Origin of the sequence: Peribacillus sp. YIM B13482, assembly GCF_042787975.1 — a bacterium.
In the GTDB taxonomy this organism is placed as follows: Bacteria; Bacillota; Bacilli; order Bacillales; family DSM-1321; genus Peribacillus; species Peribacillus simplex_A.
On record NZ_JBHZPF010000059.1, the window covers coordinates 1 to 21,312 of the forward strand.

Below are 21,312 nucleotides of genomic sequence, written 5' to 3' on the forward strand. Positions count from 1 at the left end.
CCCGGTAGATTACCGGGTTCATGCCCTCAAGGCTGCCTAATTAAATAAAGTGTCTAACTTTTTGGGTTCACTTCAAATTCATGGCTCTCTCTCCTTTACTCAATTGAATCCCTTAATTTTTTTTTCATTTTATCCATCCATGTTTCTTCTGGAAATTCTGCTAATAATGAGTCGGCAAATTCGGCAATATCATCTCCTACTACATCTCGTACGCATAAGCCATCCGTAGCACTATTCTCAAACATCTCTAAAATATTTTTCAAAATCTCAAACATGCCTGATCCCTTTGCAAAATTCCACATGTATTTTTCAATTGCTTTCATCGCCTTTCTGTATTCTTCTGGTAATTTATTCACTCGTTTTTTATAGGCACGATATTCTCTTTTTTCTTGCATCATTTTTTTTAACATTTCTTTTCTCCTTTATTTCATTCATTTTTTCTTCTAAGAATGTCCAACGCTCCCAAAATTCCTTTAACTCTTGTTCTCCTTTAGCGTTTAACGTGTAAAATTTTCTCGCAGGTCCAAGCTCTGACTTTTTCTTCGCAATCTCGACGAGCCCTTTTTTCTCGATTCGAACAAGAATGGTGTAGACAATTCCTTCCACAATATCGCCATATCCTAAATCGTTTAGGTACTTAGTTATTTCATAGCCGTAAGTTTCTCCAGCATGGATCTTTTGAAGCACCACCCCTTCAAGAACACCTTTAAGCATTTCAGTTAAATCTTTCATATATCATCCTAACAAGCTACTTAGTATCACCAAGTACTACTATATAGTATTACAAAGTAGCTGTTGTGTGCAACCCATTTTTTTTTATTTACTTCTTTTAAAATTTATGTAGTAAAACCGAACATTCTTACCTCCCGAAAGAGGAGGGAAAAAACATCTGACTGATTTTAAAGAGGTGGCGGTAGAAAGAGGAAATTACATGAACACATCTTTATCAAAAGTTTCAGCCCATATACTATGTCCCCGCAAAAAAATTCCGTTCCTCACTGGAAAGAACTGAACGAAAACGGAGAGTCCACCTGGGTCGAAAAAGTGAGGAAAAACACTGAAAAGGATACGGTTTAATGGCATGAGGGAACCAACTGAAAAAACAGGGAACCGTCAGAACCCTGACGGGGCAAGAATTATAGGAGAACAGCCTTAGAAAAACGATTGGATCAAGATTGAATTTGATTGAAAATGAGAATGGACTTATATTAATTTACGATTGGGATTTTTTCAGATATTGGCATAAGGTCTGCCGGGAAAAGTACCGGAAAAACTTTCGGTTTTGAAAACTTATTTTTATTTAAGTACCCTTAATTTTTTCTAAGGAAGGGAACTTTTTTATAGAGACAAAACATCGCGACTTTATTTCAAATCCATAAAAATACATCAGATTGTGTAAATTATAAAATGAAAAAACAAGATTATTCATTTAATCAAATTTTAAGAGAAAATGGGAATGAAAATTGGCAAATGACCAATTAACACATCAGTTGAAAATGTAACCTTTGCTCCAGGAGCTCGCAATTGCTGGCATTCACACAAAGTTGGGCAAGTTTTATTAGTTACTGTTTGAGAAGGTTGGTATCAGGAAGAAGGAAAATCAGCTCAATTACTTAAAACGAGTTATGTGGTGAATATTCCGCGATGTGAAACATTGGCATGGTGCCACAAAAGACAGTTGGATTGTACACTTAGCAATGGCACCGGGTGAAACGGATTGGTTAGAACCCGTAACTGATGAGGAATATAATAATCTAAAATAACACAACGAAAAAAAGCTGGATGACTAGCAGACGGACTGTCATTCAGCTTTTGCTTTAAAAAGTGTAACAAAATTGAATTATTTTAATTAATTATACACTTAACTTTATCTTATAAAGGGAATCAATCTACAGAGAAAGGGCACAAAGGGAAACTAAAGTTATCCTTTAGCATATGAAAGCTAAAAATTAAACTTCCAAAAAATTAGCGTGGGTATAATGTCATAAGGTTGGCAGGCCCCGGGTCCTACCAACAAAACGCGAATTTACAACGTTTAGGATATTCCAGTTTCATATGTTTATTATCGGTACTGAAAAAGGATCTTCAAACGGGACTGTTGACAAACTAAAGAATTTAATAACCGGATACAAAATATAGTAAACAAAAAAAAGATAAACACTACATTCAGTAGATGTTCATCTTTCTTTATTTAAAGGGGTATTTGTCAACAGCCCCAAACGAAGATCCTTTTGTGCTGTTTTTTCAACTAAAGTGCATACGGATAACGAGTTCTTCAACACCTGATTCATACGATATTATTAACAAAGAATGCTTTTTCTCATTTAAGTAAAACTATCATTACTTTATTAGCCTTTTAAAAATGTTAGTAACGCTTCATTAAATTCTTTTGGATGAGTTGCGTGTAATCCATGCGGACCACCCTTTATTAGAGCGAGTTTACTACCAGGAATGGAATCATATGTACGTTTTCCACTTAACTCAAAAGGTACAGTTGCATCAGAGTCACCGTGAATAATAAGAGTAGGAATATTGATCTTTTCCAAGTCCTTTCTAAAATCTGTCTTACTAAAGGCCGTTATACAATCGAGCGTTCCCTTAGGAGAGGCACTAGCTGCAATATCCCGATTATATAAACGGAATGGCTCACTAACTAAATCTGTTTGATTACCAGCCGCGAAAAATCCCTTTGTAAATTTGTCAAGAAATGCAAGGCGGTCATTTATCACGCCACTTTTGAATTCTTCAATTGTTGCATCATCTAATGCTCCTTCAGGATGATCCTCTGATTTGTATAAATAAGGAGGAACTGCTCCAGCAAAAACAGCCTTTTCAATACGATCTGTTCCATACGAACTAATGTACCGAGCTACCTCACCTCCACCCATAGAAAAACCAACAAGTGTGACATTTTGAAGATTTAAATGTTCCAACAGTTTATGTAAATCAGAAGCAAGTGTATCATATTCATATCCTTCCCACGGCTGAGATGATTTTCCAAATCCTCGGCGATCATATGTTATGACTCTGTAACCTGCTTCAATAAGAGCTGGCACCTGATATTCCCAAGAGCGTCCACTTAAAGGCCAACCATGTATTAAGACAATGGGTTTCCCTGAACCCTGATCCTCATAATAAAGTTCAATTGGAGCATGATTTTCATTACCTACAGTAAATTTTGCCATATAAAATTCCTCCCATGAAGTTTCTTTATTAACCCTATATTCTTGCTTAGCTGATCAAAAAAACTCTTTATCCAAAACATTTAAAATACTTTTTTTACAAAATGTTTATAGGATTATTATATTCCCAACTATTAAAATTGCAAAATTATGAAAAAATATATTAGATTACAATTTATTTGTTTAAACCAAGGTGTGTAAATCATTGAAAAAAATTAAAACTGCAAAATCGAATAAGAGATTTCTAAGCAACTCCAATTGGGGTATCTCCAATTAAGGGAATTAGGAATCACAGCAGTTCCTAAAATTTCAAGGCTTATTTGTCGATTTCACTTGCAAATTTTAAAAGACCCTGCGATACCAGTAAGCCGCAGCTTCAACTTCATCAACAGTCAATTGATGCCCACTATTTTCCCAATGACTAGCAGCTATATTAGCTCCATTTGAGTATCCAATAGCTATCATGTTGTCTCGATCAAAATTATACTTTGCAGCAGACTCATCAAGAAACTCATTTAATTCTTTTGTACGGAAAATCAGATCTTCCTCATCGAATACACCTTCAGCTAATCTCCGGAAGAATCGAGGCATTCCATTTTCCAATACATTTCCGCGGACACTTAGCACTGATGCCCCGTCATCAATTCTTCCCGCTATAGGTAATAAATCTAATTCATTTCCGCCAGTACCATGCAGTAATAATAACGTTGGTTTCGTTGAATCTTTACCCTTATTAAATATATGTTTCATGATTGATCTCCCTCCAGAACGCGAACTTCCACAGTAGGTAAGGCTTCTTCTAATTCTTCTCGTTTTGGCTCCAGCCAAGATGGTAACATCAGTTTATTACCAAGCTCAGCGACAGCTTCATCAACGGAAAAGCCTGGCGGATCGGTCGCTATTTCAAAAAGGATACCACCTTGTTCATGGAAATACACAGCATTGAAGTAGTTTCGATCACGAATCTCAGTCGGATAATACTCCTTATCTTGAAGAAGTGTTCTCCATCTCAAAAGATCTTGGTCATCCTTTGCCCTCCATGCGATATGGTGAACAGTTCCGGCCCCTTTTAGCCCGCGAACCGAAGGAGTTAGCTTAATATCAATTGTATTTCCAAACTGACCATCCGATTTAAACCTAAGGAAGCTCGCTTCTTGCCCAAGACATTCGAGCCCTAATACGTTTTCAAGCACATCCGCAGTTTTATTAGGTTGAGTTGAAATTAATATAGCTCCACCAAACCCTTTAATTGCGACCTCTGAATCGACTTCTCCAAAACTCCAATTATTTTTTGGGCCTTCATTACGTTCCACTAATTCAATTTCGAGACCATCCGGATCTTGAAATTGTAAATATTTTTCTCCAAAACGTAGGGATTGAATAAACCTAATTCTAAATTTTTTCAAACGATTTTCCCAAAATTTAATGGATTGATTTGGGATGATAAAACTGGTTACTCCAACCTGTCCTGTGCCAATTCGACCTTTTAACTGGTTTGACCACGGAAAAAAAGTTATAACAGACCCAGGTTGACCAGTTTCATTTCCAAAATAAAGATGATAGACCTCTGGACGATCAAAGTTTATCGTCTTTTTTACAAGTCTTAACCCCAGTATGCCAGCATAAAAATCAATACTTCTTTGGGCATCGTTCACCATTGCTGTAATATGATGGATCCCTGTTGTTTTTTGCAACCTCACCATTCCCATTCTTTTCATTACTTTGATTAAGAAATTAATTAAGTCTCGCTATGGAAAAAATCTCACCTAATTTTGCATAATTTGTACCAGCTAACCAGCTCACAACTTTAATTCTCTTACCTCAAATGGTAAAATACTTTGTTTAATCTGCTCTCTAAACTGTTCATACTGCTCTGGCAACATTAATTTTTCTCCCATCGTCGCTTCAGATTCATCGTGAGAAAATCCAGGAGGATCTGTTGCAATCTCAAAGAGAATTTCCCCGTGTTCTTTAAAGTAAATCGCATTAAAATAGTTTCGATCTCGTACAGGAGTTACCTCATATCCGTTTTCCTCAACATATTTTTGCCATTCCAATTGGTCTTGATCATCCTTTGCCCGCCATGCAATGTGATGTACGGTTCCAGCCCCCATTGTCCCGCGTCCAATTGGCGTTAATTTTAAGTCAATGACATTGCCAATTTCTGCTGAAGAACGGTAACGTGCAAAGCCGCCTTCCTTGCCGATTAATTCTAGTCCCAATATGTTTTCTAACAATACAGCCGTTTTGTCAGGATAGGCCGATAATAAAGTAGCACCGCCAAAGCCTTTAATAGCTACCTCAGGTGTTACCCCGCCAAAGGTCCATGTATTTACTTCGCCTTCTTCCCTTTCAACAATTTCCAAGTGTAGCCCATGTGGGTCATCAAATTCCAAGTATTCCTCGCTAAAGCGCTCCCTTACAGTAAAAGGAATATTGAAGGATTCCAGTCTTTTTTTCCAGAACTTTATAGCTCCTTTTGGAACAACATAAGATGTAACGCCTACTTGACCATCACCAATTTTCCCTTGACTAGCTCCTGCCCATGGAAAAAATGTCATGATTGTTCCTGGTTTTCCACCCTCATTACCAAAATAAAGATGGTAGGTACCTGGGTCATCAAAATTGACAGTTTTTTTCACTAAACGTAAACCTAATACACCTGCATAGAAATCAACATTCTCTTGAGGATGACCAACAATTGCAGTAATGTGGTGAATACCCATCGTTTTTTTACTCATTTTATTTTCACTCCCATTTTTATTCCGGTTAGACACTAACCTTAAAAAAGCATCGCCAATTTGTCGATAATTGTATATACGACTTTAAGGGTGTTTTTTCCTTTATGCGAAGTTTTTTATTGTCTATAAATATTTGATCTTTAATTTTATTAAAAAAAGAATCTTGAAAATTATTCACTATATCCATTATTAAGTTTGGTTAAATAAAGGGGCATCGCCCAACATTTTCGATATCAAAGTGATATTGATGATAAATGATTTCCAATGATTCATATGAAATAGTTCAGAAGGAGAAAATAGTTATAGTTAAGGTTGTCATTATTGAAGTTTCACCAGGAAGCTATATTGAATTTGCGATTACTATTTGAAATAGCAAGAAGATTCACCTTTATTCAATCAGAGAAGCAGATAGATATTTATGGTGACTTTCTTTTCTTCCATTTCTGCACTCCCTCCAATTTTTTTATAGTTACTAGTATGCTGGAAATATAAAGTGATTGGAAAATAAAATAATATAGATATAGTCTATTTGCCATAGCTGCAAACACTAGCCAATAATAAGAAAACTAATGAGAAATCCTTACATCCTAGATTTTTTGTAATAAACACTTCATTAAATTAAACAGTTTGAGATTAGGCATAAAGCCACTTTTTTAATTTTTCCATATCATGGTACGATGAGGTGATTTTAACAGAGGAGGAAATTTATGTCTAAGACCATTGGCCTTATTTGTGGTAGTTTACGAAAAAACTCTTATAATCGAATCATTGCTCAATCATTAACTGAGATGGATGATTCCCATCAATTTCGTTGGATCGAGATAAATAATCTACCTTTTTTTAATGAAGACTTAGAAATAAGTGTTCCAGAAACAGTGACATCATTTAAATCTGCTATCCAGGACGTTGACGGTATCATTATTGTAAGTCCAGAGTACAATTCTGGAATTCCAGGCGTATTAAAGAATGCATTGGACTGGGCATCAAGACCTCGGGAATCCGCTGTTCTTAGCAGAAAACCGGTTGGCCTAATTGGAGCAACTCCTGGGGGGTTAGGTACTGTTTATGCTCAGATGCAAATCAGAGAAATACTAGAAACTATGCAAGTTCATGTTCTTCCATTTCAAAAAGTGCTGATTTCTCAAGTACATGAAAAGATTGATTCCGATCAGAAAGTGCTTACTGACGAAAAGACAAAACGTTATCTTCAGCGTTATTTACAACAATTTATAAATTGGATAGATAAAACTCCTGCTTTAGATAAATAGAAGCATTAAAGAAAACATCTAATTGGTTTTTTATGACATGTAATGAAATTATTGACTTGTCTTAAGTTTATAGATAAACTAATATTAACAATCAGTTTAGTTATAAATCGATTGTAACAAACGAAGGAATTTATTATAGTATTTAAACTTTCTTCGATTACTTAATTTTTAGGAGGAATACATAATGTCTGATCTCTATTCTCGTATTTCCAAAGATGATGCTGTCGTTCTTTTAGTGGATCATCAAACTGGCCTTATGGCTGGACTAGTTCGTGACTATGGTGTTGATGAATTTAAGAACAATGTTTTGGCTCTTGCTCACACTGCTAAGTTTTTTGATTTACCAGTTATTTTAACAACAAGCTTTGAAAACGGACCTAATGGACCACTAATGCAAGAATTGGTTGATCTTTTTCCTAACGAGCCCAAAATAGCTCGTCCTGGACAAATTAACGCATGGGATAATGATGATTTTGTAAATGCAATCAAAAAAACTGGAAAGAAACAACTTATTATCGCGGGCGTAGTTACGGATGTTTGCGTTGCTTTCCCGGCACTTTCCGCTATAAAGGCTGGGTATGAAGTATTTGCTGTTACTGATGCTTCAGGAACTTTCAGTAAACAAGTTGCAGAAGCTGCCAATACGCGTATGGCACATAGTGGCGTGCAACTTATGAACTGGTTTAGCGTAGCATGCGAACTACAACGCGATTGGCGCAACGATGTCGAAGGTTTTGGCAATTTGCTTGCTAGTAATCTTCCAGGCTATCAAAATGTAATTGGAAGCTATATGGGAGCTCAGCGAGATCTTAGTAAACAAAATGCATAAATTTATTCCTAAGAAATAGCTATAAATCACTTTTTTTAAAAGTGGATAGCATAAAAGTAGCGCTGATTTAATCAGCGCTACTTTTTAAATAAGAAGTATAGCAAGGCTTTTATTTTTACGATTACAGCTGAAACTAATAATTGCCTTTAAAAAATATTAAAATTGTTTCAAAAAACTTTATTTGAAAAAATTTTAAAAAGGAGTGTTTTATTATGAGTAATTTAGAATTGTTAACTCCGGAGAACAGTGCATTAATTTTGATCGATTTTCAGCCTCAAATGACTTTTGGAGTTGCAAGCATTGACAGGCAAACATTAATGAATAACGTTATGCTGCTTGCTAAATCAGCAAAAGCTTTTAACGTACCTACTATACTTACTACAGTTGAAACACAAAGCTTTTCTGGTTATTTTTGGCCACAAATTCTTGACATATTTCCAAACCATGAAATTATAGAACGTAGTTCAATGAACTCTTGGGAAGATTCAAAATTTGTTGAGGCAGTTAAAGCAACAGGTAGAAAAAAATTGATATTTGCAGCACTTTGGACTGAAGTTTGCCTTGCATTCCCTGTGCTTGAAGCAATTAAAGCTGGCTTTGAAGTTTATGCAGTTGATGATGCTTCAGGTGGTACTAGTTTGACAGCACATAACGCTGCTATGCGTCGTGTAGAACAAGCTGGAGCAATTCCAGTGACAGCAATTCAAGTTTTACTTGAATACCAACGTGACTGGGCACGCAAAGACACTTATGATGCTGTTATGGATATTGTAAAAGAACACACTGGCGCTTATGGTCAAGGTGTGGAATACGCATATACTATGGTACATGGCGCGCCTCCAAGCAGGAAAATATGAATCAAGAAAGAGTAACTGTCGGAGAAACTCATACAGGGAACACTATGGATGCTGGTGGTCCAGTAACAACGATTGTTACATGGGAAATTCAAGAAGGTAGAGAAAAACAGTTTGAAACGTGGAGACATGAAATCGAAGCTGCCGCTACTAAATTTCCAGGGCATTTAGGCGTAAATCTAATAGTCCCCAATAACGGATCCAGAGAGTATACTGTTGTTTTTCGCTTTGATACGTATGAGCATCTTCGTGCTTGGCAAGAATCAGATATTCGTCGAGATTTGTTAAAAAAGGCAGAACTATTTCAAGCTACTAATCCAACGTACAAAACTGAAAGCAGTTTGGCTTATTGGTTTGTTACTCCGAAAATGCCAGTTCCACCGCCAAAATGGAAAATGTCCATTGTTACCGTTCTTGGTGTATGGCCTCTTAGCATGTTGGTTCCTAAAGTGGTAGGACCTATTATAAAAAATATGATTCCTATTATGTCAGCTTTTTTTGTTTCAGTATGTATAGTGTCCTTGCTATCATGGGTAGTAATGCCGATTCTCGGTAAAATATTTCATCTATGGTTACAGAATAATAGGAAGTAGACGAGGTGTGAACATGAATTTACCGGATATGATCTTATATAACGGAAAAATCACTACCCTTGACCCATCTCAACCTGAGGTATCGGCTATCGCCATAACTGATGGTTTAATCACTGCAGTAGGTGGAGATGAGCTTCTTGATAGTGCCACAGAAAATACCAAAAAAATAGACCTTAAAAGAAAGAGAGCTATTCCGGGCTTGAATGACTCTCATATACACGTTATTCGTGGCGGTCTTCATTATAATATGGAATTGCGCTGGGAAGGTGTGCCATCACTTGCTATTGCTCTGGAAATGCTTAGAGAGCAGGCAAGGCGTACACCTGCTCCCCAGTGGGTAAGAGTAGTTGGAGGTTGGTCTGAATTTCAATTTAAAGAAAGACGGATGCCAACTTTGGAAGAGATTAATGCTGTTTCTGAAGACACACCTGTCTTTGTGCTACATCTTTATGATAGAGCACTTGTAAATCGTGCAGGGTTGCGTGCACTGGGATACACAAAAGATACCCCAGATCCTCCGGGCTGTTTAATTCAGCGAGATAAACGAGGTAATCCAACGGGTCTTTTAATTGCCAATCCTAACGCTTCTATTCTATATTCAAGTTTGGGTAGAGCTCCAGTACTTAATATTGACGATCAGATTAACTCTACTCGCCATTTTATGCGCGAATTAAATAGATTAGGTATCACAAGTGCCATTGACGCAGGTGGCGGATTCCAAAATTATCCTGATGATTACAAAGTTGTTGAACATTTAGCCGAGAAGGATCAATTAACTTTACGTATTGCTTATAATCTATTTACGCAAAATCCAGATCATGAATATGAAGACTTTGCTTCATGGGCAAAAATTGTTTCTCCGGGTCAAGGAAATGATAAGTATAAAATGAATGGTGCTGGAGAAATGTTAGTATTCTCGGCAGCCGATTTTGAAAAATTTCAAATGCCGCAGCCCGACCTAGCTACGGTGATGGAAGCTGACTTAAAGAAAGTAATTTCTCTATTGGTGGAAAACCGTTGGCCATTCCGTTTACATGCAACTTATGACGAATCAATAACACGTTTCTTAAATGTTTTTGAGGAAGTCAACAGAGAAATTCCATTTAATGGTCTACGCTGGTGGTTTGACCATGCAGAAACAATCTCAGATCGTAGTATGGAACGTGTTAAGGCTTTAAATGGCGGTATTGCCATCCAAGACCGCATGGCTTTCCAAGGTGAATACTTTGTTGATTTATACGGAAAGGAAGCTGCAAAGCATACTCCTCCGATTTATCGTATGCTAGACCTGGGTATACCTGTTGGCGCCGGTAGTGATGCAACCAGGGTTTCCAGCTATAACCCTTGGGTTGCTCTTTACTGGATGGTTGCAGGAAAAACCATTGGTGGTCTTTCGATATACGATGAAAAGAATAAACTTGACAGAAAAGTAGCTCTGGAACTATATTCCAAAGGAAGTGCATGGTTCTCCGGTGATGAAGATAAAAAGGGTACACTTGCAGTAGGTCAGTTTGCTGATATTGCTGTATTGTCTTCTGACTACTTTACTGTGCCAGAAGAAGAAATCAAAGACCTTGAATCATTACTCACCATTATGGGTGGGCAGGTTGTTTATGGAAATGATGAATTTAAAAATTTATCACCTGAATTGCCGCCAGCATCACCTGATTGGTCACCGACGGGAGTTTATGGTTATGGTGGTGCTAACCTAGCCGACAATATACTTTCTCACGATGCCCATGATCACAAACATAGTTGCAGTAACCCTCTCCATCAACACACTCATACCGTAATAGGAAATGATGGAACTAAATGGGGTATCGGTTGTACTTGCTTTGCTTTCTAATAAGGGTTTGGGCCGAGGTAGGACCCAAATAGTAATGGTATTGAGATCATAATGGTAATATGGGTTCTGGTACAAATAATATGTAGATACGATATAGCAGTGTATTTCTAACGGAATCTATTGACTTGATTTGTTTTTTGACAGACTTCTCTCCTTGCAAAGTCTGTCCTTTTTATATCCGCTATATTAATCGCCTATTTTATACCAAGGGATGCAAATAAGAAACCTAAAGGGTCTGTTTTCTCTTATTTTATTAAATTGGAGTAATATTTAATAAAAAAGACTTACCTATTTACTATATTATTTCAACAGTGCTCTTTATTTCACTAGCTGGCTATTATACAACCCTAGTAAGTTATCTAAGTGGTCCTAATTTTGGATTAACCACTGGCAAATATTATTGATTCGAGCTGTTGGTATCATTGGAATGTAAGTTAGTTACAGGTATTGCCTTGACCCTTCCTACCATCATTTCATTAATTGGACAACTAGCTGGATCTTCTCGTGGTATAGCTGTTTCGTTTCATATGTTTATGGCTTTCGTAGGTGCCTCTATCGGACCAATTGTATCAATTGCATTGGTCAAAAGTGGCTGTCATTTGATTACCTTTGCATCGTTGGCCGGAATACTACTTCTAAGTCTCATTATTCCGTTATTCATCCGCATTGAAAAAGGAAATAGAGAAAAAGCAACTCAGATATCCTAAGGGAATGAGATAAGGTTAATATACCGATGTTTGTATGAAATCACACTATATTTAGTATATTTTTAACTTAAAAGGTGGGTTGATGGTTCCCTCATATCCAATTATATGTAATGGAACATCATATGTATCATTTTGAATATCTCTTGAATTTTTTTCAATTCTATTAAATGTGAATAATTGACTATCACATGTTTTTCTATAACTTCAAGAATGGTTCTACCAAGATACCCCAGAAAAGCTAATCCCATAATGGAAGGTGGCTTGTTTTGAGGAATTGTTTCCAGTATGTTTTTTTCTTCAGTAGCATTACTAGACGAAATTAGAATTACTCGGTCACGAATAGACATCAAAAGAGAACCTCCCTTTTTACCCATTATATACGAACGAACGCTCTTTAACCCCTCACCAAATAAGGAGAGAGCCTTATTTGAACTTTACCCGCAACTCATGAAGTTTCTGAGCTACTTATTCAGATTGGCAGCTGCAATTGCCGCATACGAATGGATTCAACAGATTAAAAGGGGAATTTGCTTTTAGTGGTGATTTTAAAGTTGTTTATAATGGAGACATTGATATTACGGAGTTAGTGAAGAAGGTTAACCCCGTAATTCCTGATGATTTACCTTTTTAATAAAAATTAAGCCCCACTTTAAAGATAAGGGCTTTAAAATTAGAAGTATCTGTACAATTTCATATTCGCTCTCTCATATTTGCTCTTAGCCACTAACTTCTTTTCTCAATAAGGGTAGTATGAATATGGGGATAGGTATGGAGCATATCCTGGATATCCATAGCCATCATATCCATAGCCATCATACCCATAGCCACCATATCCATAGCCACCATAATATGGCCCTGCAAGCAACGCTCCTGCAGCAAGCCCTCCTAGAAAAGGAAAGCCAAAACCAAATGGCCTTCCAAATCCAAACGGTCTTCCAAATCCAAATGGTCTCCCAAAACCTCCAAAGTGCCCTCCACCAAAACCTCCAAAGTGCCCTCCACCAAAACCAATTCTTCTTAAATCATTTACATTTATATCATCATTTATTAAACCATACATTTTTAGTAATTCCCCCTCAATTCTTTATTTGATTTAGCTTATGTAAACTCCCAAGAGAAGGTTCTTTTTGTTTACAATGAGAAATTATTTAAATACAGGATTGAGGAAGAGATGTAACAAGTTGTTGAGATTATACTTATAAAGGGGATAATAATATATTTCCAACCCATGAAATTTTATGAAAAACGAGGAGATTTCTATGGAGAAAGGATACCTAAATGAGCAGCAACTACAATATACGAATTGTTTGAGTGCCTTTTTAGATATCTAAGGATTTAGTAATTTAGTTGCAAAAAGCAAAGAAGATCCAAATATTTTGAAGACCTTCTAAAAGCTTTAAAAACTATTGAAAACTTTGTTGCTCAAAACGAGGGGAAAAATGAAAGCGAAGGTAATGTATCATTTGGATCACGCTTTATCAAAGCATATCAATTTGAAAAAAGAAGCCATTTACCCAAGAATCATTATAGATCCTGCTCTTTTAGATGGAAGTTCAGACCCTACCCATACGGAGAACCATTGATCTTGATATTTGAAGGGCAGCTGATCTTCAGCATGAAAAATAAGTTCACATTAAGCTATTGGCATAGAGCTCGTACGAAGCAATTGATAGCTAGCCGGTTTTTTACCGCGATGGTGTCTAACAATTGGGGTGCAGTTCATTATTGTGGTCTTTTTTAGTGCACCCCTATGGAACTTATAAACCAAAAGACCCGCCATTCGAATCCTGGGTCAGTTCAGAATGAACTTGACTGTTTTTTTATGTTTAATTTCGGTATCAATCCTTTTGACTAATTGTAGGTTTTTAATTTTCAATTGACGATTTTCAAGTGCTGACCTGACAAAACGTCCCAAGAATCTGCATAAATTTATTGTTGAATTTCCTTTACTACCTTTTTTAAACCAGCTATTCCCATCGCTAGGGTTGTATTCGGATGATTGAACATAGATATCATCGTTTCTGCTTGCAATCCTATATTGAACTAAAACTCCATTTTCTTCATCGTCAATTAATTCAGTAAAACCTATATATGCGAAACGTAAAGAAACGATTGAGCGTGTATTCGCAGATGCAAAAGAAAAGCATGGTATGCGTTGGACAACTTTAAGGGGACTTAAAAAATTGTCGATGCAGGCGATGCTTACTTTCGCTGCCATTAATTTAAAGAAGATGGCCAATTGGACATGGCGAGGTCCAAAAATGGCCTAACATAGTGGGCTCGTAGAGCCCCAATCTCCTAACTTTAGGAGAAAATTCAAAGGGAATTTCAAAAGGGGTTCAGAATTTTTTAATTCCGAACCCCTTTTGTCTACAAACTGAGACCACTTATTGTGGTCTTCCTTTATGCCCTATGGAACTAACACTCCATTTAGTTTAAATTATAGCGTTCACAAAATTATATATAAAAAGCCGGTCTCCACATTTGGAAAATCGGCCATATTGATGTTTTGAGTGGCGTTGGATCGGTAACTATCATTTGTAAGTATGCACCACCGATAAAGTTGGCTTCAACTTTTGGTCCCAATGGTAGGATTGTAAGTCACCGCTCTGGTAACCACTGGTGCGGTGCTACTGATTAAATCTGGAAGTATTCACTACTTATATTATTTCGATATACCCTTCTGTTCCATGCACGCGAATTCGTTGCCCGTCTCTTATTATCTTGGTGGCATTTTCCACCCCTACAACCGCTGGTAAGCCATATTCACGTGCGATAACTGCTCCATGGGTCATCAGTCCACCAACTTCGGTGACTAAGCCCTTTATGGATACAAACAATGGTGTCCAGCTAGGGTCAGTAAAGGAGGTGACCAATATATCTCCCTCTTCTAGATCAACATCTTCCATGTTTAAGATGACACGCGCACGTCCCTCAATAACTCCGGAAGAAACAGGTAGACCTACAATAGCTTCGGCTGGGAGATTTTCTCGTTTGTACTCACCTACAATGATTTCACCATCAGACGTGATAACACGTGGTGGAGTTAGTTTTTCATAGAATTTGTACTCTTCTTTTCGTTTGCTGATGATCTGGTAATCCAATTTATTTGTGCGTATGACTTCATGAAGTTCTTCAAAAGTGAGGTAGTATATATCTTCTTTTTCACGAATGACTTTGGCTTGTACGAGCTTTTCGGCTTCTTTCATCAAAGCCTGCTTATAAACGAAGTAGCGATTAACCATGCCGTATTTTGGATATTCTCGATAACCGATGAAATTCCGGATTAGGCTGATCATTCGTTTGGTTTCTTCGGCTTTTCGTTTACCATCCGGTAGTTGTTTCAATCGATCTAATAACTCTTGTTCTTTTTTCAAAGCTTCCTGTTGCCCTTGCTCAAATTTCTGATTGCTGGCATTAGGCTCAAAGTTTTTGATATTACCAAGAATCACAGGGACAAGTGTAGTTGGTTTTTCGCTCCAACGAGTTTTAGTAATATCGATTTCTCCGGTACATCGCATTCCGTATTTGCTGAGATAATCATGGATAGCGTCTTGGGTTTCCTGTCCACCATCAAACTTAACCAGTTCATCCAAAAAGTTATCATCTTTTACATGTTGTAAATAATCAATTACTTCTGGATATGGACGAATCACATCTGCGACATCCAATAGCGCCAGACCCATTTCCGAAGTAATATTGTTTGGTACAGACTGAGAAAGCGTATCTGCTGCGTTTTTTTCACCTAACCACTCGTTCATTTTTTCATTGATCCATGATGAAGCATCCATAGCAGCCATAAACACAGCTGAACTTTGTGGGTCAAATAAAATCTTCTTTAATATATGGATATCTTCCAGAATAAAATCAAATAAATCTGATCCTGATTTCGTTTGGATGTTTTGTTTTAACTCTTCTATCGATGTTTGACTGCTCTTAATCAAATCAGAAACGATGGTCGGGTCGTTTTCGATTTGTCCCCTAGAATCCGTAGACGACACACCTTTATTGCTTTTACCGGAACTCTGTTCTTGCCTATCATTTGGTAAAGATTTTATGAAATCTCCTCGCTCTATTATGGTAATGAGTGCGTCTTTCATGAGCGGATCGTGTTGTCCCATGCCATCTAATAACATTTTTCTGCTGCCAGGTGAAGCCAGCATATGTGTGATATCAACAAACAACCTTCCACCAGCTTTACGCATGGGTGCATTAGTAGTTAACAGGAAAAAAGACAATCCCAGTGGATTCATGGGATCGGTCATCATTTGTTGGTGACCGACAGATACGTAAACGTGATTTTCTTGATCATTCGCTTCAGGGATCGGGTATAAAGTAGTGATTGGCCGACTCTGGACAATATAAAATGTATCATCAACCAAACCCCATTCGATATCTTGCGGGCAACCAAAATAAGCTTCGATCTGTCTTCCGGTGCGTGCTAGTTGTAAAATTTGTTGTTCAGTAAGTGTTTGAGTCTTTTGCTGATCGGGATCGATCTGCTGGGTCTCCGTTCCGCCTTCTTTTAGTCCATAGATAGCCAATTTTTTGGTTGCTATCATCTTATCGACGATTTCATCTTCCTGTACTTTATAACAATCGGCAGATACCAAGCCAGAGACCAGTGCTTCTCCAAGTCCAAAACTGGCATCGATCGATAGCAGCTTTCGGTTAGAAGTAATCGGATCAGCGGTAAATAAAATCCCTGAAGCCTGTGGGAAAACCATCCTTTGAACGATAACGGATAAATAAACTTGACTGTGGTCAAATCCATTTTGCATACGGTAGATTACCGCACGATCCGTAAACAGGGAAGCCCAACATTTGCTGATATGCTGCAAGATTGATTCTTTGCCGATAATATTTAAATAGGTGTCTTGTTGACCAGCAAAAGAGGCATTTGGTAAATCCTCAGCAGTCGCACTAGAACGCACTGCATAAGCATGTTCCTCGCCAAACTGGGAGAGATAGTGAATAACTGCTTTCACAACATCGGAAGGGATTTCTACTTCCATAATGATTTGTCGAATCCTCCTGCTGATTTCCCCAATTTGTTCTCGATCTTCTACTTTTAACATTGTGAGTCGATCCAACAAAGCATGATACGCTTCGTTTTGTTCGATGGCTTCTTGATATCCCACTGTTGTAACACAAAATCCTTCTGGTACTTGTATCCCTTCAATTTTTGACAATTCCCCTAAATTTAACCCCTTTCCCCCAACGAGCAAATGCTGTGTTTTTTCTATTTCCTGAAAACCGAGAGCCAAAGAACTCATTCTACATCTCTCCTAACCATTAATGTTCTATTGATTTTACCAGTAGTAAATTGGAATAAATAGTCTATATTGTCCATTTTTTATATGCTATAATTAAAATAGGAAGAGTACAAAAAATACCATACAGTAAACTGATGCACCCGTTCATCCCCTCGAAAGCAGCTCATATACCTATTAACCCACAATATGATTTAAAATCAACTTTTTTCCATTTAATCTGTTTATTTTCACAAAAACACCTTATATTAATATGAGATTTCAGCTCTTATTAAACTCCCTCAGTTTGATGCAAATATCTCTCGAATGCTCACTTATTCTCAGGATTTCATACCTCTTATAATTGGACTTACAGGTAAATGAAAGGAGTTCAGATCAGTTAGGCTTCGTGAAGGCATAGTTAAATAAAGAAGTCAGTTTTCACTCCACATTTGACCACATGATGCACATCTCCACGCCGTCCCTGGAGGCTTTCCCTCCCATGTCTCAACGGGTCAATTGCCCTCTCATTCCTTCGTCATGCCTATCCAAGGGGTGGAGGCCAGTTATGCTAACCTGATGGGTCACAGTGCCCTTTTGTTCAAGAAACCTGATACTCCGTATATATTTGAAATCCTACGAATAAGACAACATTCAAAATTAAAGTTAACTATTTTAAAATGATACATTCTATATAACTAATGTTTTATTTCTATGCTGCTAAAGGGATTGATACTTGGACCTTATTTGGACAATAAGACTCGTTTCGTCGTGCTATTCCTACAAAAATCCTTGCTAGTTTACCTATCAGTTTCATGATTGACTTCATTTTCTTTATCTTCTTTACCTTTACATTATGGGAATGGACGGCTTTAAACTCAGGGTTATTCATCACAAGACTCATAGTTGCTAAGTAGAGGAAGCGCCGTAGTCTTGACCTTCCACGCTTTGAAATGACAATCTGACCTTTCCATTTGCCCGAACTTGCTTCAGCTAGATGTAATCCCGCATGCTAACATTTACGGGGTGTTTTTTTATGGCTAATTTTACTGCCGAAAAAAAAATATTTATTACGCGTCTTTACCTAGAAGGCAAGCACAGCTATATGGAGCTTCAAAGAATTATTTGAAGTTTCGTATCAAATGATTCAAGGATGGGTTCGTTTATATCAAATTCAAGGAGCCGATGGATTTAAGAAATCCTATACAAGTTATTCTGCGGAGTTTAAAATAGATGTACTTAATTATATGAATGAAACGGGTATATCTTCTTACAACGCAGCCGCAATGTTTACTATTTCTTCTCCAGCGTTAATTCGGACGTGGAGAAAAAATTTTAATGCATATGGATTAGATGCCCTAATTTCTAAGAAAAAGGGGCGACCATCCATGAAAAAAGGAATCAATCCATCCAAACAAGTTGAAGGTTCGGTTGAAGCGCTTGAAGAACGAATTAAACAACTGGAAATGGAGAATGCGTATTTAAAAAAGTTGAATACTTTAGTTCAAATGCAGGAAAAATTACAAATAAAATCAAAGCGCAAGTAATTTATGAACTAAAGTCCATTTATGAGATCGTGGCATTAATCAAAGTCGCTGATATCCACGTAGCACGTCCTATTATTGGGAAAAACGCTTGAATCGAGAAGATAAGTATTCGAAGGTAAAAGCCACTATTCAGTCTATCTATCATGAACATAAAGGACGTTACGGGTATCGTCGTATCACAAAAGAGTTAAAAAAATATGGATTTTCTCACAATCCAAAGACAATCAACTGCCTCATGAACGATATGGGCTTAAAATGTTTAGTCCGAATGAAAAAGTCGTTCTTATAAGGGGCATGTTGGTCGAATTGCCCCCCATATTTTACAACGAGATTTTCAAGCAGAGAAAATGAATCAAAAATGGGTAACGGACGTAACAGAATTTCATTTATTTGGGGAGAAACGTTACTTATCCCCTATCCTTGATTTATGTAATGGTGAAATGATTGCCTACAAAGTGATGAAACGGCCCGTTTATAAACTTGTTGGAGATATGTTAGATGAGGCGATTAAACACCTAAAACCAGAAGATACGGTCATCCTCCATTCCGATCAAGGCTGGCATTATCAAATGAAGAAGTATCAAAAAACGTTAAAAGATTCCCACATTATACAAAGCATGTCCCGCAAGGGGAATTGTTTAGATAACGCAGTCATGGAAAACTTCTTTGGCTTGTTAAAATCTGAATTGCTTTATCTCCAAGAGTTTGAAAGTATGGAGCACTTTGAAAAGGAATTAGATGATTATATTCATTACTATAACCACAAACGAATGAAGGGAAAATTAAAAGACCTGAGTCCGATAGAATACCGAACTCAGGTCTTAGAAGCTGCTTAAACTATATGTCTAACTTTATTGGGTCAGATCGAGTTTGTCTACAGTCTTACCAATTCGATCATGTTACGTTTTAAATTTGCCATTTCAAAACATCCCTTCATTTTTTAAGTTAGTCTTTGATAAACATTAATGTTGTTTTTGAACAAATAAAAAAAACACTTATTATTGTGGACTTCTTTAGTGCACACAATGGAACTAAAGCACCCAGTATGAAGAAGGTTTTTATCACTTCCCTTAATTCCCCAATTTCTTCAATCGTTAATTTCGGATAACTCTATAGGTCAAAGCTTTCTGAGTCTACAGCAGAATTGATTTGTAAAACAGCAAACCGCCTATATTTAGTAGAGATAAGCTCTTTAAAAACTAATATACATAAACTATGAAGAATAAATAAAAAAGAAGGTGAATTTAATGCCTAATGGACAATCACATTCCTCATTTGTACCTTGGGAGCAGTGGCATCAGCACCATCCTCACAATACTTGGGAACAGTGGCATCAACAACATCCTTACGTACCTTGGCAGCAGTGGCATCAGCACTATCCTCATGGTTCTTGGCAACAGTGGCACCAACAACATCCTTACGTACCTTGGCAACAGTGGCATCAGCACCATCCTCATGGTTCTTGGCAACAGTGGCACCAAATGTATCCAAATAGAGCGTGATAAATTAGGTGAAATCTCGAGGTGAATCAAAACAAAAGGGAAAAAGAAAGAACCAAAAGATAAAATACTAGCCTTAAAGGCTAAATGGTTGCCATCAAGGCAACTATGTCCAAGCTAACTTATTCCTTTTCTATATAGAATAAAAAAAGGAGATGAGAAAGTGAGTAAAAATTATGATAGCTCTTCACGCAAGGATGAAGTGAAAGTGAGCAAAAAAAAGGATAGCTCTTCACGCAAGGATGAAGTGAAAGTGAGCAAAAATGAGCATAGCTCTTTACGCAAAGATGAAGCAAAAATAGGATCGGCACACCAAGAATGTATTGACCGTGCTTATCGTATTCCCATATTTTTAAGTACGACAACTCATTTAAATGATAACCAACAACAGTTTCTAAACCGTCTAATTTTTGAGATTGAGAATGCTTTGCTTTTTCCACGTACATTACCTTTAAGCGAAAGCTATCCCGAATCCATTTTAACCGATATTCGTCGGTTAGTTTCATCAAGCTATGGAATGTTGGCAGTAAACTTCCGTCGTTTTCAAATTAAGGCAGTTGGCGTCAATGAGGGCCCCCTTCCACCATCCACTCCGTTCTGGGAAGGATCAGTTTATTCACAAGTAGAACCTTCAATGGCTTTTCAATTTGGTCTACCCTTATTATTAGTAAGGGAAGAAGATACTGACGCAAATAATGGAATTTGGGCAGGAGGAATTGCCCCACTCAACCTATTTATAGTTTGGCATTCTGAAACTCAAACTGTAGATCAATTCTTTAACACTCCTGAATGGAGATCAGCCTTTGCAAATTGGAGTGCACAAGTAAGAAATGCTTTTTATATTCAGACAGAGCCTAAGTTCAAGTACAGTTGTGAATGATAAACTGGTACTTTTGCATAAAGTCGAAAATATACAAGGTTTTGTTCACCTTTATATATTTTCGACTTATTCACATAAAAACAAATATTTTCATCTGGTTACCAATTACAAAAT

18 protein-coding genes and 4 pseudogenes are annotated in these 21,312 nt (G+C 37.2%); 11 read left to right on the plus strand and 11 right to left on the minus strand.

The window, feature by feature from the left end; genetic code table 11:
• Positions 1–95: 95 nt before the first annotated feature.
• Together ACFX4L_RS21340 and ACFX4L_RS21345 are read right to left on the minus strand one after the other, a co-directional pair.
• Positions 96–410 carry a DUF1048 domain-containing protein gene (locus ACFX4L_RS21340; RefSeq protein ID WP_377406115.1) on the minus strand — a complete coding sequence of 105 codons (315 nt, stop codon included), beginning with the start codon at positions 408–410 and terminating at the stop codon, positions 96–98.
• On the minus strand, positions 364–732 hold the full coding sequence (locus ACFX4L_RS21345; RefSeq protein WP_377406117.1) for a PadR family transcriptional regulator: 369 nt from the start codon (positions 730–732) through the stop codon (positions 364–366). The genes ACFX4L_RS21340 and ACFX4L_RS21345 overlap by 47 nt, the downstream gene beginning before the upstream one ends.
• Before the next feature lie 748 nt (positions 733–1,480).
• Between ACFX4L_RS21345 and ACFX4L_RS21350 the strand changes: the two are divergent.
• Positions 1,481–1,763 (plus strand): annotated as a pseudogene (locus ACFX4L_RS21350) (cupin domain-containing protein); the annotation flags it as partial.
• Between the two features lie 585 nt (positions 1,764–2,348).
• Here the strand turns inward: ACFX4L_RS21350 and ACFX4L_RS21355 are convergent.
• From ACFX4L_RS21355 to ACFX4L_RS21370, 4 genes are all read right to left on the minus strand, one after another.
• Positions 2,349–3,185, minus strand: coding sequence for an alpha/beta fold hydrolase (locus tag ACFX4L_RS21355; protein WP_284471167.1), 837 nt, complete (start codon positions 3,183–3,185; stop codon positions 2,349–2,351).
• Positions 3,186–3,524: 339 nt separating this feature from the next.
• A complete protein-coding gene (locus tag ACFX4L_RS21360; protein ID WP_377406119.1) occupies positions 3,525–3,932 on the minus strand; it encodes an alpha/beta hydrolase in 408 nt (135 codons plus the stop codon).
• Complete coding sequence (locus ACFX4L_RS21365) at positions 3,929–4,876, minus strand: ring-cleaving dioxygenase (RefSeq protein ID WP_377406121.1); 948 nt, start codon at positions 4,874–4,876, stop codon at positions 3,929–3,931. Before ACFX4L_RS21365 ends, ACFX4L_RS21360 begins: the two co-directional genes overlap by 4 nt.
• 105 nt (positions 4,877–4,981) lie before the next feature.
• Entirely contained in the window at positions 4,982–5,923 is a 942-nt protein-coding gene (locus tag ACFX4L_RS21370) for a ring-cleaving dioxygenase (protein WP_289337809.1), read from the minus strand.
• 707 nt (positions 5,924–6,630) lie between these two features.
• Between ACFX4L_RS21370 and ACFX4L_RS21375 the strand changes: the two genes are divergently transcribed.
• From ACFX4L_RS21375 to ACFX4L_RS21400, 6 genes are all read left to right on the plus strand, one after another.
• Positions 6,631–7,191, plus strand: a complete 561-nt coding sequence (locus ACFX4L_RS21375; protein ID WP_284471171.1) for an NADPH-dependent FMN reductase — start codon at positions 6,631–6,633, stop codon at positions 7,189–7,191.
• A gap of 184 nt (positions 7,192–7,375) precedes the next feature.
• Positions 7,376–8,020 (plus strand): isochorismate family cysteine hydrolase YcaC, encoded by a 645-nt coding sequence (gene ycaC, locus ACFX4L_RS21380; protein WP_284471172.1) that lies wholly within the window; start codon positions 7,376–7,378, stop codon positions 8,018–8,020.
• Positions 8,021–8,232: 212 nt separating this feature from the next.
• Complete coding sequence (locus ACFX4L_RS21385; RefSeq protein ID WP_317778982.1) at positions 8,233–8,877, plus strand: hydrolase; 645 nt, start codon at positions 8,233–8,235, stop codon at positions 8,875–8,877.
• Positions 8,874–9,467 (plus strand): antibiotic biosynthesis monooxygenase, encoded by a 594-nt coding sequence (locus ACFX4L_RS21390; protein ID WP_377386239.1) that lies wholly within the window; start codon positions 8,874–8,876, stop codon positions 9,465–9,467. The genes ACFX4L_RS21385 and ACFX4L_RS21390 overlap by 4 nt, the downstream gene beginning before the upstream one ends.
• 13 nt (positions 9,468–9,480) lie before the next feature.
• Positions 9,481–11,313, plus strand: coding sequence for an amidohydrolase (locus ACFX4L_RS21395; RefSeq protein WP_377386242.1), 1,833 nt, complete (start codon positions 9,481–9,483; stop codon positions 11,311–11,313).
• Between the two features lie 422 nt (positions 11,314–11,735).
• Positions 11,736–12,020: a hypothetical protein gene (locus ACFX4L_RS21400; protein ID WP_377406123.1), complete on the plus strand. Its 285-nt coding sequence runs from the start codon at positions 11,736–11,738 to the stop codon at positions 12,018–12,020.
• A 101-nt stretch (positions 12,021–12,121) separates the two neighbouring features.
• Here the strand turns inward: ACFX4L_RS21400 and ACFX4L_RS21405 are convergent, their stop codons facing one another.
• Positions 12,122–12,367 carry a hypothetical protein gene (locus ACFX4L_RS21405; RefSeq protein ID WP_377406125.1) on the minus strand — a complete coding sequence of 82 codons (246 nt, stop codon included), beginning with the start codon at positions 12,365–12,367 and terminating at the stop codon, positions 12,122–12,124.
• Positions 12,368–12,756: 389 nt separating this feature from the next.
• On the minus strand, positions 12,757–13,080 hold the full coding sequence (locus ACFX4L_RS21410) for a hypothetical protein (protein WP_377406127.1): 324 nt from the start codon (positions 13,078–13,080) through the stop codon (positions 12,757–12,759).
• A 379-nt stretch (positions 13,081–13,459) separates the two neighbouring features.
• Between ACFX4L_RS21410 and ACFX4L_RS21415 the strand changes: the two genes are divergently transcribed.
• Both ACFX4L_RS21415 and ACFX4L_RS21420 read left to right on the plus strand, forming a co-directional pair.
• Entirely contained in the window at positions 13,460–13,603 is a 144-nt protein-coding gene (locus ACFX4L_RS21415) for a hypothetical protein (RefSeq protein WP_176432034.1), read from the plus strand.
• A 498-nt stretch (positions 13,604–14,101) separates the two neighbouring features.
• Positions 14,102–14,290 (plus strand): annotated as a pseudogene (locus tag ACFX4L_RS21420) (transposase); the annotation flags it as partial.
• A 390-nt stretch (positions 14,291–14,680) separates the two neighbouring features.
• Here the strand turns inward: ACFX4L_RS21420 and ppsA are convergent.
• Together ppsA and ACFX4L_RS21430 are read right to left on the minus strand one after the other, a co-directional pair.
• Complete coding sequence (gene ppsA / locus ACFX4L_RS21425; protein ID WP_377406129.1) at positions 14,681–17,296, minus strand: phosphoenolpyruvate synthase; 2,616 nt, start codon at positions 17,294–17,296, stop codon at positions 14,681–14,683.
• Positions 17,297–17,984: 688 nt separating this feature from the next.
• Positions 17,985–18,284 (minus strand): annotated as a pseudogene (locus ACFX4L_RS21430) (transposase); the annotation flags it as partial.
• 24 nt (positions 18,285–18,308) lie between these two features.
• Between ACFX4L_RS21430 and ACFX4L_RS21435 the strand changes: the two are divergent.
• Positions 18,309–19,655, plus strand: a pseudogene (locus ACFX4L_RS21435) (IS3 family transposase).
• Positions 19,656–20,070: 415 nt separating this feature from the next.
• Here the strand turns inward: ACFX4L_RS21435 and ACFX4L_RS21440 are convergent.
• Positions 20,071–20,310: a hypothetical protein gene (locus tag ACFX4L_RS21440; RefSeq protein WP_377406131.1), complete on the minus strand. Its 240-nt coding sequence runs from the start codon at positions 20,308–20,310 to the stop codon at positions 20,071–20,073.
• Between the two features lie 261 nt (positions 20,311–20,571).
• Here ACFX4L_RS21440 and ACFX4L_RS21445 point away from each other — a divergent pair, with 261 nt between their 5' ends.
• Positions 20,572–21,198 carry a hypothetical protein gene (locus ACFX4L_RS21445; protein ID WP_377386277.1) on the plus strand — a complete coding sequence of 209 codons (627 nt, stop codon included), beginning with the start codon at positions 20,572–20,574 and terminating at the stop codon, positions 21,196–21,198.
• Positions 21,199–21,312: the final 114 nt, after the last annotated feature.